Source organism: Isoptericola sp. NPDC058082, assembly GCF_042885055.1.
In the GTDB taxonomy this organism is placed as follows: domain Bacteria; phylum Actinomycetota; class Actinomycetes; order Actinomycetales; family Cellulomonadaceae; genus Isoptericola.
This window is the reverse complement of the sequence record NZ_JBHVSQ010000006.1, coordinates 129,436-143,494: the sequence shown is the minus strand read 5'-3', so window position 1 is coordinate 143,494 and position 14,059 is coordinate 129,436. Positions and strand designations below refer to the sequence as shown.

The following is a 14,059-nucleotide window of genomic DNA, read 5'->3' as shown; positions in this document are numbered from 1 at the left end:
CGTCGGGCCGGGTGACGCCGGCCGGTGCCCGGCCGCCGCAGGCCAAGGTACAGCGCCCGCCGGTCAGGCCAGCTTCCGCCACGTCCCCTCGGACACGACCTCGACGGCGCCGTCGGCGACCACGAACGCCGTCTCGTCGTCGACGGCGTAGGCGGGCCCGCCGAGCCTCGCCGCCCACCGTTCGGCCGCGGCCTCCGTGTTGTCGGGCAGGTCGGGATGGCCGAGGTGGGGGAACATCGAGAAGTCGACGACGCCGAGCGTGGCCGCGTCCTCGCCGTCGGGCGGCAGCCAGCCGACGAACTCCTCCCCGATCGCGGGCGTCATCACCATGCTGCCGCCGCTCATCCCGACCCACACGGTGTCGTCCAGCGTGGGCAGCAGGTCGGCCAGGCCCGAGCGGCGCATCCAGTACGCGAGGTAGCCGGCGTCGCCGCCCGCGGCCAGCAGGACGTCGGTCTCCCGCACCAGCGGCACCCAGCGCTCCTCGGGGATGCTTGGCAGCGCGGTCAGCTCGAGCACGCCGACCGACTTCCAGCCGAGGCCGGTCATGTGGTCCGTGGTGCCGGTGATGAAGTTCCAGGCGTTCCGTCCCGGGCCCACCCACGGGTGCCCGTACAGCGCGGTGGGGATGGCGAGGGCCGTGCAGTCCGCGACCGGTCGTGGGAGCAGGTCGTCCAGCGCGGTGCGGATGGTCGCGTTCCGCACGCCTGCGGACGTCAGCAGCAGCTTCATGGTGCGCCTCTCGGTCGACGGACACCCTGCAGACGGTGCGACGGCGGCGGAATCATCGGCGCGACGTCGTGCGGTCGGACGGGGAATTCGCCGTGACGGCCGCACCGCATTCGCTCACGATGGGCGCATGCCGCTGCCCACCCCCACGCTGACCACCGACCGTCTGCGGCTGCGGCCGGTCGCCGACGACGACGCCGACGCCCTGTACGCGATGCACAGCAGCGCCCACGTGCTGCGCTACTGGGACTCCCCGCCGTGGACCGACCGGGCCCGCGCCAACCGCTTCGTCGCCATGTCCCGGACGATCGAGGAGGAGGGCACCGGCGCCCGGGTGGCCATCGACCGCACCTCCGACGGCGCCTTCGTCGGCTGGTGCGGCCTGTTCGAGTGGAACCCCGACTTCCGCAGCGCGACGCTGGGCTACTGCCTCGGCGAGTCGATGTGGGGCCACGGCCACGCGACCGAGGCCGCGCGCGCCCTGCTGGGATGGGGCTTCGACACGCTGCCCCTCAACCGCGTCCAGTCCGAGACCGACACCCGCAACGCGGCGTCCGCCCGCGTCCTGGAGAAACTGGGGTTCGTGCACGAAGGAACGCTGCGCGAGGACTGCGTCGTCAACGGCGACGTCTCCGACTCGTGGGTGTTCGGGCTGCTCCGGAGGGACTGGGACGCGCTCGACCAGGAGTAGTCCCGGGTGAAGTCTTGCCCGGCGCCCAGCCCGAGGTCCGACCGCCCCCTACTGTCGCCAGATGAGGACTCGCGCGTCGACCGTGATGCTCGTCGGCGGCACGGCGCTGGCCGTACTGGGGGGCGTCGTGTCCGTCGTCTTCTTCATGCAGCCGTGGCGCACGTGCCTGGACGACGACGTACCTGCCGGTTGCCCGATGCTTCCCCTCGATGCGTCGATCATGGAGGCAGCAATGATCGTGACCCTGTTCGCGACGGCGGTCGCCATCGCCGGCGCCATCGGCAGGCGGCGCACCACGTACTGAGTGCGGGCCGTGAGGCCGAGCGGAATGCGGGGAATGGCAAAGGGCCCACCCGCACCATGCTGCGGGTGGGGCCCTTCGGGTGGCGGTAGCGGTGGGCTTGAAAACGGCGCGTTGGTCGCCCCTGCATTTTCGGGTCGTTCTGCCATCTGACCTGCTCTTTCGCGGCGCTGCTCATTGGACCGCCTTGTACCCGCCGGCACCGATCCGCCGTTCAAAACGGAGGCAATTCGGCGACCTGTCGGCACCTCAGCCGGTGGGGACACTCGGAGGCGCCGTCCCGATAGCGGAGCACAAGAGGTCGGCGAAGGTCCGGGTCAAGGGTGGCCGCAGGCCATCGCGCAGCGACGCCGCAGGCGCCCTTGATGCGGACCGGAGCCGGCCGGATGCTCGGCTGTCGGTGCGGGGCCGGAACGCGACGATCCTGACGGCGCCAGCCCCAGCGTCTCCGCGTGGCTCTATGGTGACCGCAGCAGCACTCGTCACCGCGGACGGAAGGCACTCAGCAGGATGCTCATCACGCAGCCGTTCGACTCGGCGGCCCTCAAGCTCCATCCGTTCAGTTGCGGCGAACCCGAGCTCGACGACTGGCTCACCAAGTACGCCGGCCAGAGCGAGAAGAGAGACAACGTCCGGACGACACTGCTCCTCGACGAGCAGCAGGGCCGAATCGCGGGCTACTACTCGATGCGCACGTACGAGCTGTCTGCCGCCGATGCGGCTTCGGCCACGGGACGCAGCCGCCGCTACCCCGTCCCTGCGATGCTCCTCGCGCGTCTCGCGGTCGACAGCGACTACCAGGGTCACGGCGCCGGACGCCTGCTCCTGCTAGACGCCCTGCAGAAGCTCTTGGCTGCGGCGGACAACATCGGCTTCGAGATCGTCGTCGTCCACGCGCTCCATGAGGACGCCGCCTGCTTCTACCTCAAGCACGGCTTCCGGCGCTTCCTGGACCACGAACTCAACCTCTTCCTCACCACGAAGGACCTCCGTGCGACGTTCGCCACTGTGGATCCAAGTTGAACCGTACGCACCACGTACGTACGATGGATGCACATTGGTGGATCAGCGCCCACCACAGACCCACCTGGCACAGGGAGTAGAGATGCCCACCGCAAACGCGCGGTCCGAACGCCTAAACATGCGAGTCTCGCCTGAGGCACTCGCCACGATCCGCGAGGCAGCCGCAGCCCAGCAACAGGACGTGTCCGCGTTCGTGCTCGGCGCCGCGATGGAACATGCCCGCGAGGTGCTTCTCCGGGACCGTGTCATCCAGCTGACCCCGCGAGAGCTCGACCAGGTTGACGCCGCGCTCGACGGCGAGCCTCAGGTGATCCCGGAGCTCGCTGCGCTGATCGCGGCAGTCCGGCGTGAGACGCCGCAGCATGGCAAGAAGGAGCTCACGTCACACTGAGCAACGAGGACTCACGACTCGAGGGCGGTTCCGGGACTAACCCGGGGCCGCCCTTCGTCATGCGGCCGGCCCGCGGGGTGGGGTGCGCGCAGCGAGCGGAGCGAGCGAAGCGCGGGGCCCCGCGCCGTCGGCGCCGGCAGCGCGGCGGAACCGCGCCTTGAGCCAGTAAGGAAACTTCTCACAGGGCACATCGAAACATCTCCGATACGCCTTCCACAAATTTGCGCTGGCACCTAGAGTCACCCCAGTGCGAGAAATGCAAAACATCGCCTAGCGGAACACCGCCCCGAGTCGATAGGAAAGAGAAACCGCCGCCGACCACCCTGCCTTGGCGAATGCATTTAGGACGGCTCGAATCTGGGACAGCAATTCCTGATCCGAAACCACCAGCTCGCGATAATCAGCCAGGTACCGCTCAATTAAACTCACCGTTACATCTGCCGCCAGCGAATCGTGCGCAAACGGTTCATCCGGCCGGACGGCCTTATGGACGACCTGGAACGAACCCTTCGGGTCAATACTAGCCAAGTGCCCAGCCGTCTCCACCAAGTAGTAGACAATAGCCGGATGGCGAAGCTCCGCAAGAGCATCGAGTACCGGGAGCGCTTCGGGCGTGTAACCCGCCGGTGGACGTGACGGCAATTCGTCGCCCTCGCCATACGCACCACTCGAAAAATAAACAGCATGGACCAGAGCATCGGCCCCACGAAACGCCCCGCGTATTTGCTCCTCCGAATTCTTTTCATCAACCAGATCCGCGAGAGCCCTAGCTGATGCGGCGGCGAAATGAAAAGCTCGGCCACGCACATCGAAGTCGGGCACCGATAGAGCCAACCAGCCACGAACCTCATGCAACGCGAAACGGCTAGCCTCGCTCTTCGTCGGCGCATCACTCCAAGACCGCGCGGCCTGAGAGGCAAAGTCGGTTTGCCCGCGAAAGGCGAGCCATAACACTAAAGAAACCAGTACGCGAGCTCGTGGGTCATTGCCGTCGGAATCACCGGAGACGCCGTCGGAATCACCGGAGACGCAGACAGCCGCCCAAGGCTCGCGGGAGGCGACATCGGAAAGAATCGTGTCGACATCTTCGGGGTGCTCAAAACGAAAACCGGCGAGACCCGACATCAGAATCGCTGAAACGTGAGGATTGCTCTCGACCAGTAGCCGAGATTGTATTAGAGCCATAGAAGATTCTGCGTCACCGTCTCCAAGAAGATGTGCTACCTCCGCAGCCCGAAGCCTCTGCACATCGTCGTCGTCAGTTAGCATCTCCAAAAGGCGGGACCTGATTCGGGGCCCCGCCTTTGATGCCCGCCACTCGGCTCGACACCAGAGGCGCACTAGCACAAGGCCAGCGGCCCGGGCATTCGTTGCACTCCATGCCATCATGCCAGCGCACCCTTCTCGTCACTCGATACCGCAAGAATCAACTCAAGGGCGCGAATGGCGACCGGATCGTCCGGACTCAATGCTGATTTACCGACCAACGCATCGCAGGCATCAACTACTGCCGACACTAGAGCGCTGGGCTCATCTGGCAAATACTCAGCAGCTTCCAGGTTCGACTTAAGTGCATCATAGAGCGGGCCTGCATCTGGACTATCAGTACTTCGGAAAGTCTCTAGCGCCGAAATAAGCAGACGGCCCAACTTTTGACGTTTCGAATCAAGTCCGGTCAAGTCGCTTTCGTCGATGCCCGTCCGGTCCTCCCATTCAGCCTCCTCGAACTCAGAGGGTTCTGGAATAGCTGACACATCGATGCTACTGAGCGCAGCACGCCGGAGCTTGAGTTGCGGGTCCGAAAGCATCTCCGGCGGGAATACGGCCAGCACCTCATCACACAGAACGTCCGAAACGTGACGATTCTCAGACACGATATCGATCGCGCGCAATAGCGCTCGCTCGAGTTCGACCCAAGCATCCGAACTGCACGCTGCGCACGCCACGGCCAATCCAACTGCAGAACGCCTCGTGTCGGGATTCGCCAATAGCCCCCCGGCTTCGAGGACCGGTAGCACGATCCGACCGAGGTCGCTGGGGTGTTGTGCTGCTGCCGAGAGGATTGAACGCCAAATGGCCGGATGCGAGACGGACCGAGTAAGGACGGTCAGGCTTGCGCGCACATCATCAGATGGGGCATCAGCAAGTGCCGCTACAAGGGAATCAAGAATCTTCTGCCCGGCACCCATACCAGGTTCGTGCCGTAACGTTCCGAAAGCCTGTTGGACAGTACCGAGAGCGTCACCGAACGTGATGCCATAGGAGAATCTGGAAGAATAGCCCTCAGCCGACCCGGACACCGCCACCAGAACGCGTGACGCACGCTCAACTCCCGCGGCAATAGCGAAATCCGCGAACTCCTCCCCGATCTGCCACTTAACGTGGTTCGCGTCTTGGCGCCGTGTGCTAGTGAGTCCCACGACCCCCGCGGAAAGCGTCGTAACCTCATCACTATCAGGAGAGTACTCCCAAATTCCGACTAGAAGGTCAGTCGCCGCTTCGGGATCTGCCTGCGCCAAGATCGCGATCTCATCGACGAGTGCCCAGTAAACGCGCGATGGCAGTATTTCGAGTAGCGCAGGGCTCGCGAGTTCGCGCACCGTGCCGGACGACGCGGGTTGCACGGCGAGGGCTTTAGGGAGAAGGCGGGCTAGATTGACGATCAGCCATCCCCTAGCTTCTGGCTCCGCCAGGGCGAGAGACAGCAAGCCTAGAACAGCGCTTGCACGCACTTCTTCGGCATCGTCCGGGCCTTGGCCTAGTTCGACGACCGTGTCGAGCTGCAGGTGAAGCCGTGACACTTGATACGCAAGTGCCCGATTGTATTCGGTCGACAGCATCGTACTAAGACGTCCAGCGAACGCTGCCCAAACAGACAGCCGGGACCGGATTCTCTCAATCTCAATCTCGATCCCGCCCGCCGCTTCCATCGCGCCCACTATCCACGCGATAACTGTGGCGACGCGTTCGCGGTCCGCCATCAGTTCGAGCCGCGAGAATAGGTCTTGGGTGTCTGGGTGATCGTCTAGTCCGCTGAGAAATGTCGAACCGGCTGCAATGCCAGCGAGCACATGGTCAGATTCCGCAATCTTGAAGACTTCTTCAAAGAACAGATTGTGATCACTCGTGGCGCGCCAAAGGTCCGCTAAGTGAAAATCGATGCTCGGCCGTGCTAGGAAGACGAGGTTGGGGTCCAAGTCGAGTTCCGCTTTGAGACGCGAACGGTCATCTTCAACGAAGACCAGCGTGGCGACCGCAAAATCAAATAGAGTATGGTGTGAGAATCCAACTCGGGCGCGGCCACCAGATCTAAGGATTCCGCTGGATTCCGCCAGGACTCCATCGCGGAGTAGCGCAAGATACGGGGCACTCGGTGCGTCAGCGAGGGCATCAGAGTCGACGCTCAGACGGCGCGATTCAAGCATTGTTCGAGTTACGCGACGGACCACCTGGCGCCGGCCAATGCCGTCAGCCACGTCGGCAATCCGCGCATGCCAGTATCGATCGAGCAGTTCGACTTCGCTCGCCAACGCTGACAGCGACTCTTGTGACTGCCCCGAGCTAAGCAGGTCGGCAGCTATGCTGAGGTTGAACGGCACTCTTAGTAGTTCAAGTAGCCCCTCGGAGGAGTTCCGTAGCAAAGTTGAGACGTCTGCACTCTGTTCCGAAAGATTCGATAGTTCCTGGTCGGAGAACGGGTTCATGCGCATGTGTCTGACCGACGCCAGGGTCTGATCCAGATTCTCGTCGGCGAGCGGCGAACCGGGGAACACCTTTTGCCATTCCCTACTGTGACGCAGGTCAAATTCACGTATGCTCGCCACCACACGCCACCGCGTATCCTCAAGCGATAGGCACAGTTCCCGCAGCCAAGCACTGGCCTCGCTCCGAACCGCATCTAGTCCGTCGAGGATGAGAGTACCGCTCCCCGCCCCCGTCCACCCGCGGATGACGGCGGAAAGATCAAAGTTGAGGCCAAGTTCGGTCCTCGCCGAGCCAGCGCTCAGCCCTAGCTGGTCGATTGCCAGGACGATGACGTCTTGGCCAGAGCGCCCGAGTTCGTCGGCGAGGGATGCGAGAACTCCAGACTTGCCCGATCCCGGAACACCGACCAGGACACAATTGGCATCGTCCGCGAGTAGTAGGTCAACCTGCTGGCGCCGGACTGAGATTTCCTTTTCCGCGAGCCGGAGCGTCGCGTGTCGGGATATGGCGGTCAACGTTGTACGCGTGCTTTCGCGTAATTGTCGGATGTCTGCAGCGAGGCGCCGTTCAGGTCCGACATCTACGGTGAGACTCCGCACGAGGCCGTTGCGATCCAGCCAGCGTTGCTCGGTGGCTAACTCTAGACCTATTTGGCACAACTCGGCCCATGCGCGATCGACGTCGGTAGCTTTGAGCAGTGAACCCTCAAGCGTCCGCTTTACTGCTGCCAACGCTTCTCCACTGACGAGATCAAGGGCCCTTATCGACAGTACTGACGTAACCCCTCGAATCTCAAAGTCTAGGGGTTCACGTCCAGTCACTTCCCGCCATGCGTGTTTTATATTGCTCATGAGGCAGTTGAGGGCTCGCTTTTCGACAGCCGTCCGAGCAGTCGAGTCGATCAGGACGTTGGCTGGTAAGGATCGGAGTCTGTCGCAAACGACGGTCATCGCTCTAGCAGGTTGACTGGTGTTTTCGTCGCCCACGATTGCCAAGATGTCACGTTCGGGATCGAGGGGGCGTGTTCCAGTGCCGCTTGGGACTCCGGCGATGAACTGTCGCACTACCTGGCCGATTGCCTTTGCGATGTCCGCGGTCGGTTCTTTGCGGAGCGTCAGCCCGCCCTTCGCTTGAATCAGCAACACAGAGTCGTCTGTCGTGACGGCAACGTCGTCCACTTCGAAAGCCGTTTCCGCACCAATTGATATAGGAACGCCCACGCGTCCGAACTCGGCGGGCAGGGGTTGGCCCGATAAGAGGTAGGAAGCGGCCCATGCGGTCACGCGTGCCTGGTTCGAGATTCCGCCTGCGGCGCGCGCTCCGCCAGCCGATGCCGAACCCGCAGTGGATTGCATTAGTACCCTCCATGCTCATTCATCGTGACGTAGACCTTACTGTTCGGCACCGCTCGCGATTTCACGAGGTTTTATGATATATGCCGGTGTGACCGCTTCACCTGGGGGAGGAGTTCACCGATCGCTGACGTGAGAGCATCGGCGCGGGCAGCGGCAAGCTCTCGGCCTCGGCGCGGATTCTTGGCATAGCCGAGTGACCAAATCCGTGCCGCATGAGCTACCTGAACATCGGAGACCGAATCACCGATCAAGACTGCTTCACGAGGGGTGGCGTCGGCGAGCCGGAGCGCTCGTTCGACCATATGAGTGCTTGGCTTCATCAGGTGAGGCCGCCCTTCGGGGCGTCCGACAACTCCGCGCAGATGCGCGGTGAGGTCCCACCGATCGAGGTAGATCCGTGCGGCGCTTGCGGCGTTGTTCGTGACGATGACGACTGGCACGCCTGCTTGGTCGAGTGCTGCGATTAGCTCGTGTGCGCCCGCGGTCGGCTGCGACGTTCGGGCGGCTTCGGTCTCTGCCTCGATGCACATGGTCTCCACGGCCGACAGCGCTTCGGTTGCATGGGTGCCAGCCCAGCGGATGATCGCGAGATGGTCGGAGGTGTCGCGAATCTCGGCAGCGTCGATGCCATGTCGGGCCAGTGCTGCGCGTGCTGCGTCGGCGGCCTGCATGTTGAGCGGGGCCGGCATGAGCGGCGTCACGGGGCCGTCGAAATCGAGCAGTACGGCGCGTGCGGACCAGAGCAGCGTGCGGGCGTCAGTCACTTGGCGTCCTCGACGGCGATGGTGTTCCAGACGCTGTCGAACCAGTTGCGGGTCTCGATGACGAACTGAGTGTCGACGGCCTCGATGTCGCCGTCGTCGGTCCAGTGGAACAGCACGGTGTCCTTGCCCATCGGGTCGTAGATCGACACCTGGCTGCCCGCTGTCCGGACGTCGTGCTTGACGACCGGGTAGTAGCCGAAGAAGGCATCGGCACTGTTGATGACGTACGCCTTGAACATCGGGGCACCGGCGAAGCGGCGCGTCTCGACCGTGGCGTCAGGGACCAGACCGAGGTCTGCGAGTTCCTGCACGGCGTCGGTGACACCGCCGATGTAGCGAGTGCTCAGGTCTGCCATCCGGGCTCGCGCGGCGGCCGAGTCACGCTCGACGCCGTCGACCGCCACGGGCAGTGCGAGCGGCTGGGTCATGTCCGAAACCAAGATGCGGATCCGGATCGACTTCGGCGTGAGCCGACCCGCGCGGATCTTGTCGAGCGGTTCGGCGATCGCGCCGTGCAGGGTCTCGGCGGTGTACCCGAGGAAGTCGATGCTGACCTCGTCGGCCTCGAACGCCTTCTCGATGTGGGGCCGCAGGCCGACCGGCTTCTCCGTGCGCTCGCGCGCGAAGACGCCGCTGCCCTGGCGGGAGACGACGAGCGACTCGTCCTTGAGGACACGTAGCGCCTGCTGGATCGTCATCCGCGAGACGCCGTAACGCTCGGCCAGCTCGTTCTGGCTGGGCAGCTTGTCCCCCGGCTCGATCTTGCGCGTGAGGATCGCAGCGCGGAGCGCCGTCGCCACCTGGAGGTAGGGCGGTCGCGGGTCGTCGGGATCGAGACTCATGCCGTCCACCCTAGGACCCGTTGCCCATCCAAGTCAGCCAACCTTGCTCGATCCGTTGACATGACTAGCCAAGCCATGCATCCTGAGTGAGTCCAACCACATGACTAGTCAACCTAGTCACGAGATGCAGGGAGTCAGACGATGGCAATCGCCAAGCGTTTCCCCATCGCTCACGCGATGGTCTTCCCCAACGGGGCGTTCCTGCGCGGCTACGTGGAGCCGGTCGCGGACTTCAACGGCGAGAAGCGGGCCGACGGATCACGTCCGCAGCAGCGGGACAAGGAGACCGGGCTGCCGTTGTGGCAGTGCACGGTCATCGACGGCGACGACGACGCGAACCGCAAGGACATCGGCGTCAACGTGAAGTTCGCGGCCGAGGTCCAGCCGGTCCCGCCGAAGAACACCTCTCCCCTGCCGTGGACGCCGGTGGAGTTCACCGGCCTGACGGCGCTGCCGTGGATCGACGACTCGGGCCCGCGGCCGCGCCTGTCCTGGTCGTTCCGGGCGTCGGGCATGGTCGCTCCAGGGCAGGACCGCACCGACGCGAAGCCGCCTACGGCCAAGGCGGCGGCCTGATGTCCGCGCCCACGGGCGGGCTCGCTCCCGCCGAGCTGCTGCAGGTCGCCGGGGATCTGGTCGAGTGGGTCGGAGGCCGGGTCGGCTACCTCGCCCTCGGACGCACGCGCGTGAGCGTGCACGTCGACTCTCAGGCGGATGCCGAGCACCTGGCCCGCCTGTTGTCCCTGGGCGAGGTGACCGAGTACCCGCCCGAGGACCACGCCCGAGGGTTCACGGTCTGGTCCTCGATGTCCGGGGTCGAGCCGCGGTTCGCGGTGCACTACTCGGGCGAGCTCGTCCGACCGGTGCGGGCGTTCCCTCCGGTCGAGCCGTGGTGGGACGACCTGGACGACCGTCCGTCTGATGGGGCGGAGGCGGCGTGATGGACACGCTCGGCACGGCGTGGGCCGTCATCCGGACGGTCGCCGGGGCGGTGTGGCACCTGATCTGGTGGACGCTGCGGTCCTGGCGGCTTGTGCTGGCCTGCGTCGTGCTGGGCAACGTCCTGCTCATCCTCGACCACAAGGTGGCCGGCTACGCGGTGATGTGGTGCGTCCCGGCGTTCTGCCTGCTGCGCGCGGTCTGGTCCGTCGTGCACCCGCTGACCTATGAGGCAGTACTCGGCGGGCCGATCCGGCGTCGCGGCTGGCGCCATCACCTACGCAAGCGCTGGCCGACGATCGCCGACCGCTGCGGCCTGGCGACCTCAGACTCCGACGACGGGGCACGGGTGATCCCCCGCCTGCGCCGTGTGCGCACCTCGGGGAACACGCTCACCTTCCGAGTCCGCGCTCGCGTCGGGCACACCGTCGACGACGTCGCCGCCGCGGCCGAGGCCATCGCGACGTCGGTCGGGGCCGAGGCGGTCGAGACCCACCGGATCGGAGGTGGTTGGCTCGAACTGTCGCTCACGATGCGCGAGCTGCTGCACGTGCCGACCCTGCCGATCATCCCGTCCGTGATCGAGACGAGCGGGGTCACCGTCGGTCGCTGCTCGGATGGGTCGCCGTGGCGTCTCGACCTCGCGGCGCGGCACACCCTCGTTGTCGGCCGCTCGGGGTCGGGGAAGGGGTCGATCTTCTGGGGTATCGCGGGGAACCTGGCCCCGGCCTCTCACGCCGGGATGGTGCAACTGTGGGGCGTCGACCTCAAGGGCGGCGTCGAGGTCTCGGTCGGGGCGCCGATGTTCTCCCACGTGGCCATGAACGAGCCCGACGCCGTCCGGCTCCTCGGCGACCTGCACCGCGTCATCATCAACCGGCAGAGCCTCATGCGTGGCCTGTCGCGCACGTTCACCCCGACACCGGGCGACCCCGTCCACGTGCTCATGATCGACGAACTCGCCGTGCTCACCGCCTACGCCTCCAAGGACGTCGTCAACGAGGCCGCGACTCTGTTGAAGCTGATCCTGACCCAGGGGCGCGCGTTCGGGGTCATGGTCGTCGCGTTCGTGCAGGACCCGCGCAAGGAGACCGTGGGCATGCGGGACCTGTTCACCCAGACGATCGCGCTGCGCCTCGCGTCGGCGGCCGAGACGCGCATGGTCCTCGGAGAGGGCATGGCCGCTGCCGCGCCGGCCCACCACGTCGCGACCACGATGCCCGGCGCCGGGTACCTCGTCGGGGACGACGGCCACGTCGAGCGCGTCCGCGCGGACTACTGGGCCGACGACTTTATCCGGATGGTTGCCGCCACCTACCCGGCACCGCCTGTGCCGCGGCTGCCCGCCGAGACTGAGGCGGACTCTCTTGCGGGCGACGACGTCCAGTCTGAGGCTCCAGGCGAGCCCGTCGAGACGGCGCCGCGGCCGCGCACGCCGCGCAAGCGATCGCCTCGCAGGTCGACCGTCGAGCGGGACGCCGAGGTCGCCTGATGAACGCGGCCACGGTGGCAGGAGAGGGCTTCTGGGGGCACTCCCCCGAGGCTCCCCTCGACCTGGCCGGTCTCAACGACGCGCAGGCTGCTGGAATCGTGGCTCGCCTGCGGGACCGCACGACGGGCGCCTTCGCCGAAGCGGCTGCCCGCACCGGCTACTGCTCCCACCCGATCCGGCTGCACGGCACCTCGACGACGATCGACGCGGCCACGGGTGAGGTGCTGTCGCAGTTCAGCTCCACCGACGCCCCGCTCGGCACCCTGTACCGGGCGTGCGGCAACCGGCGAGAGTCCGTCTGTCCCGCCTGCTCCCGTGTCTACGCCCGCGACACGTTCGAAATGATCCGCGCCGGACTGCTCGGCGGCAAGACCGTCCCCGACGCCGTCGCGGACAGCCCGCTCGTGTTCGCCACCCTCACCGCGCCGTCGTTCGGGCACGTGCACGGCACCGGAGGCAAGCGCGGCGGACGCTGCCGCCCCCACGGCACGGGCGTCTGCCCGCATGGCCGTCCGCGCTCGTGCACCGCCCAGCACTCCGACACCGACCCCGTTGTCGGCGGGCCGCTGTGCGAGGACTGCTACGACTGGCACTCCGCCGTCGTGTGGCAGTGGCACGCCCCCGAGCTGTGGCGCCGCTTCACCATCGCTCTGCGCCGCCAGGTCGCCGGCCGCTTCGGCGTCCCCGAATCCGCCCTGCGTGACGTCGCGTCGGTGCAGTTCGCCAAGGTCGCCGAGTACCAGGTGCGCGGCCTGGTGCACTTCCACGCCCTCATCCGCCTCGACGGACCGGACGGACCCGGCTCGCCCGCACCCCTCGATGGCGAGACGCTGGCGCAAGCTGCCAAGGACGCCGCTCGGTCTGTCGTGGTGACCGCTCCCCCGGTCGACGGCGGCGACGTCCCGCGCGTGCTGCGTTTCGGTAAGCAGCTCGACGTGCGGTGTGTGCGCTCCGGCGTGCCGGACAACGACGACGGCACCGACGACCTGCGCCCCGAGCAGGTGGCCGGCTACCTCGCCAAGTACTCCACCAAGGGCACCGGCACCGACCCGTACGCGCCCCGGCCCCACCACCAGCGCCTCATCCGCACCTGCCGCTGGCTCGCCGAACGCGCCCGCACCGCCTGCCGTGGACTCGCCGGCCCCGACCCCGAGGACGACGGCGGCTGCACGTGCGGGCAGTGCGCCGACAGCCCCTACCGGCTGCTGACCAAGTGGGCGCACATGCTCGGCTTCCGCGGCCACTTCTCCAGCAAGTCCCGGCGCTACTCCATCCCCCTCGGCCGGCTGCGCCGGGCCCGCGCCAGGTTCCAGAAGCTCAAGGCCGACGCCGACCGCGACGGTGCCCCGATGGACACCGCCGACCTCGAGAACCGGCTGCTCGCCGACGACGAGGACACGACGCTCGTCATCGGGCACTGGACCTACGCCGGCACCGGCTGGACCAACCCCGGAGACAAGGCCCTCGCCGACGCCGCAGCCGCCCGTGCGCGCGAGTACGCACAGTGGAAGGCCGAGGTCCGGCGGATCCTTGCGGGTGTCTAGTGCGCTCCCCGGAACTCATCCGAATCGTCGGACCCGCCACCGTTACCTCGATACGCGGCAATCGCGACTCCGATACCGGCGACGAGCTGTACCCACGCCAGCACCACCAAGAACAGCGGCTGCCGCGCGACGAACAACTGGAGCAGGCCGCTCAGCGCGATAAGGCATCCAGCGAGGAGCAGGAGCTTGCGTCGCTGCCGGTTCGTCACCCACGTCACGGTAGCGAGGACCGTCTGTCCTCGCTCCGAACTCGACCCGCCACTGAACGGCCTCAACGGAGAAG

General features: G+C 66.1%; 14 protein-coding genes. 8 read left to right on the top strand and 6 right to left on the bottom strand.

Translation table 11 applies throughout. The annotated features are described in order from the left end of the window. Window positions 1–63: 63 nt before the first annotated feature. A complete protein-coding gene (locus ACFVS0_RS10760) occupies window positions 64–732 on the bottom strand; it encodes a Type 1 glutamine amidotransferase-like domain-containing protein (RefSeq protein ID WP_430587946.1) in 669 nt (222 codons plus the stop codon). 127 nt (window positions 733–859) lie between these two features. Here ACFVS0_RS10760 and ACFVS0_RS10755 point away from each other — a divergent pair, with 127 nt between their 5' ends. The 4 genes from ACFVS0_RS10755 (at window position 860) to ACFVS0_RS10740 (ending at window position 3,135) form a co-directional block, all read left to right on the top strand. Next, a complete protein-coding gene (locus tag ACFVS0_RS10755; protein WP_430587945.1) occupies window positions 860–1,420 on the top strand; it encodes a GNAT family N-acetyltransferase in 561 nt (186 codons plus the stop codon). Window positions 1,421–1,481: 61 nt separating this feature from the next. Then, a complete protein-coding gene (locus ACFVS0_RS10750; protein WP_430587944.1) occupies window positions 1,482–1,724 on the top strand; it encodes a hypothetical protein in 243 nt (80 codons plus the stop codon). A 507-nt stretch (window positions 1,725–2,231) separates the two neighbouring features. Next, window positions 2,232–2,744, top strand: coding sequence for a GNAT family N-acetyltransferase (locus tag ACFVS0_RS10745; RefSeq protein WP_430587943.1), 513 nt, complete (start codon window positions 2,232–2,234; stop codon window positions 2,742–2,744). Between the two features lie 82 nt (window positions 2,745–2,826). Next, the gene (locus ACFVS0_RS10740) at window positions 2,827–3,135 is read left to right on the top strand and encodes a DUF1778 domain-containing protein (protein WP_430587942.1); all 309 of its coding nucleotides are present in this window, start codon (window positions 2,827–2,829) and stop codon (window positions 3,133–3,135) included. A gap of 270 nt (window positions 3,136–3,405) precedes the next feature. Here ACFVS0_RS10740 and ACFVS0_RS10735 read toward each other — a convergent pair whose 3' ends face one another. The 4 genes from ACFVS0_RS10735 to ACFVS0_RS10720 form a co-directional block, all read right to left on the bottom strand. Next, window positions 3,406–4,260, bottom strand: coding sequence for a hypothetical protein (locus ACFVS0_RS10735; protein ID WP_430587941.1), 855 nt, complete (start codon window positions 4,258–4,260; stop codon window positions 3,406–3,408). Between the two features lie 260 nt (window positions 4,261–4,520). Beyond that, window positions 4,521–8,123, bottom strand: coding sequence for a hypothetical protein (locus tag ACFVS0_RS10730; RefSeq protein ID WP_430587940.1), 3,603 nt, complete (start codon window positions 8,121–8,123; stop codon window positions 4,521–4,523). A gap of 143 nt (window positions 8,124–8,266) precedes the next feature. Next, window positions 8,267–8,959, bottom strand: a complete 693-nt coding sequence (locus ACFVS0_RS10725; protein ID WP_430587939.1) for an HAD family hydrolase — start codon at window positions 8,957–8,959, stop codon at window positions 8,267–8,269. Then, window positions 8,956–9,759, bottom strand: a complete 804-nt coding sequence (locus ACFVS0_RS10720; protein WP_430587938.1) for a GntR family transcriptional regulator — start codon at window positions 9,757–9,759, stop codon at window positions 8,956–8,958. Before ACFVS0_RS10720 ends, ACFVS0_RS10725 begins: the two co-directional genes overlap by 4 nt. Before the next feature lie 183 nt (window positions 9,760–9,942). Between ACFVS0_RS10720 and ACFVS0_RS10715 the strand changes: the two genes are divergently transcribed. From ACFVS0_RS10715 to ACFVS0_RS10700, 4 genes are read left to right on the top strand one after another with little or no spacing between them, the layout of a single operon-like run. Next, window positions 9,943–10,377, top strand: a complete 435-nt coding sequence (locus ACFVS0_RS10715; protein ID WP_430587937.1) for a plasmid replication, integration and excision activator — start codon at window positions 9,943–9,945, stop codon at window positions 10,375–10,377. Further along, window positions 10,377–10,742 (top strand): hypothetical protein, encoded by a 366-nt coding sequence (locus ACFVS0_RS10710; protein WP_430587936.1) that lies wholly within the window; start codon window positions 10,377–10,379, stop codon window positions 10,740–10,742. The genes ACFVS0_RS10715 and ACFVS0_RS10710 overlap by 1 nt, the downstream gene beginning before the upstream one ends. Continuing rightward, window positions 10,742–12,232, top strand: coding sequence for an FtsK/SpoIIIE domain-containing protein (locus ACFVS0_RS10705; RefSeq protein ID WP_430588014.1), 1,491 nt, complete (start codon window positions 10,742–10,744; stop codon window positions 12,230–12,232). Before ACFVS0_RS10710 ends, ACFVS0_RS10705 begins: the two co-directional genes overlap by 1 nt. Next, window positions 12,232–13,776 carry a replication initiator gene (locus ACFVS0_RS10700; protein ID WP_430587935.1) on the top strand — a complete coding sequence of 515 codons (1,545 nt, stop codon included), beginning with the start codon at window positions 12,232–12,234 and terminating at the stop codon, window positions 13,774–13,776. Before ACFVS0_RS10705 ends, ACFVS0_RS10700 begins: the two co-directional genes overlap by 1 nt. Here ACFVS0_RS10700 and ACFVS0_RS10695 read toward each other — a convergent pair. Further along, window positions 13,773–13,985: a hypothetical protein gene (locus tag ACFVS0_RS10695; RefSeq protein ID WP_430587934.1), complete on the bottom strand. Its 213-nt coding sequence runs from the start codon at window positions 13,983–13,985 to the stop codon at window positions 13,773–13,775. The genes ACFVS0_RS10700 and ACFVS0_RS10695 overlap by 4 nt on opposite strands. Between the last annotated feature and the right edge of the window lie 74 nt (window positions 13,986–14,059).

Excerpts from the sequence above, each read along its gene's own strand:
- ACFVS0_RS10740 (WP_430587942.1), top strand. The coding sequence starts at position 2,827 with ATGCCCACCGCAAACGCGCGGTCCGAACGCCTAAACATGCGAGTCTCG.
- ACFVS0_RS10750 (WP_430587944.1), top strand. The coding sequence starts at position 1,482 with ATGAGGACTCGCGCGTCGACCGTGATGCTCGTCGGCGGCACGGCGCTG.
- ACFVS0_RS10710 (WP_430587936.1), top strand. The coding sequence starts at position 10,377 with ATGTCCGCGCCCACGGGCGGGCTCGCTCCCGCCGAGCTGCTGCAGGTC.
- ACFVS0_RS10705 (WP_430588014.1), top strand. The coding sequence starts at position 10,742 with ATGGACACGCTCGGCACGGCGTGGGCCGTCATCCGGACGGTCGCCGGG.
- ACFVS0_RS10715 (WP_430587937.1), top strand. The coding sequence starts at position 9,943 with ATGGCAATCGCCAAGCGTTTCCCCATCGCTCACGCGATGGTCTTCCCC.
- ACFVS0_RS10760 (WP_430587946.1), bottom strand. The coding sequence starts at position 732 with ATGAAGCTGCTGCTGACGTCCGCAGGCGTGCGGAACGCGACCATCCGC.
- ACFVS0_RS10700 (WP_430587935.1), top strand. The coding sequence starts at position 12,232 with ATGAACGCGGCCACGGTGGCAGGAGAGGGCTTCTGGGGGCACTCCCCC.
- ACFVS0_RS10735 (WP_430587941.1), bottom strand. The coding sequence starts at position 4,260 with ATGTCGGGTCTCGCCGGTTTTCGTTTTGAGCACCCCGAAGATGTCGAC.
- ACFVS0_RS10745 (WP_430587943.1), top strand. The coding sequence starts at position 2,232 with ATGCTCATCACGCAGCCGTTCGACTCGGCGGCCCTCAAGCTCCATCCG.
- ACFVS0_RS10755 (WP_430587945.1), top strand. The coding sequence starts at position 860 with ATGCCGCTGCCCACCCCCACGCTGACCACCGACCGTCTGCGGCTGCGG.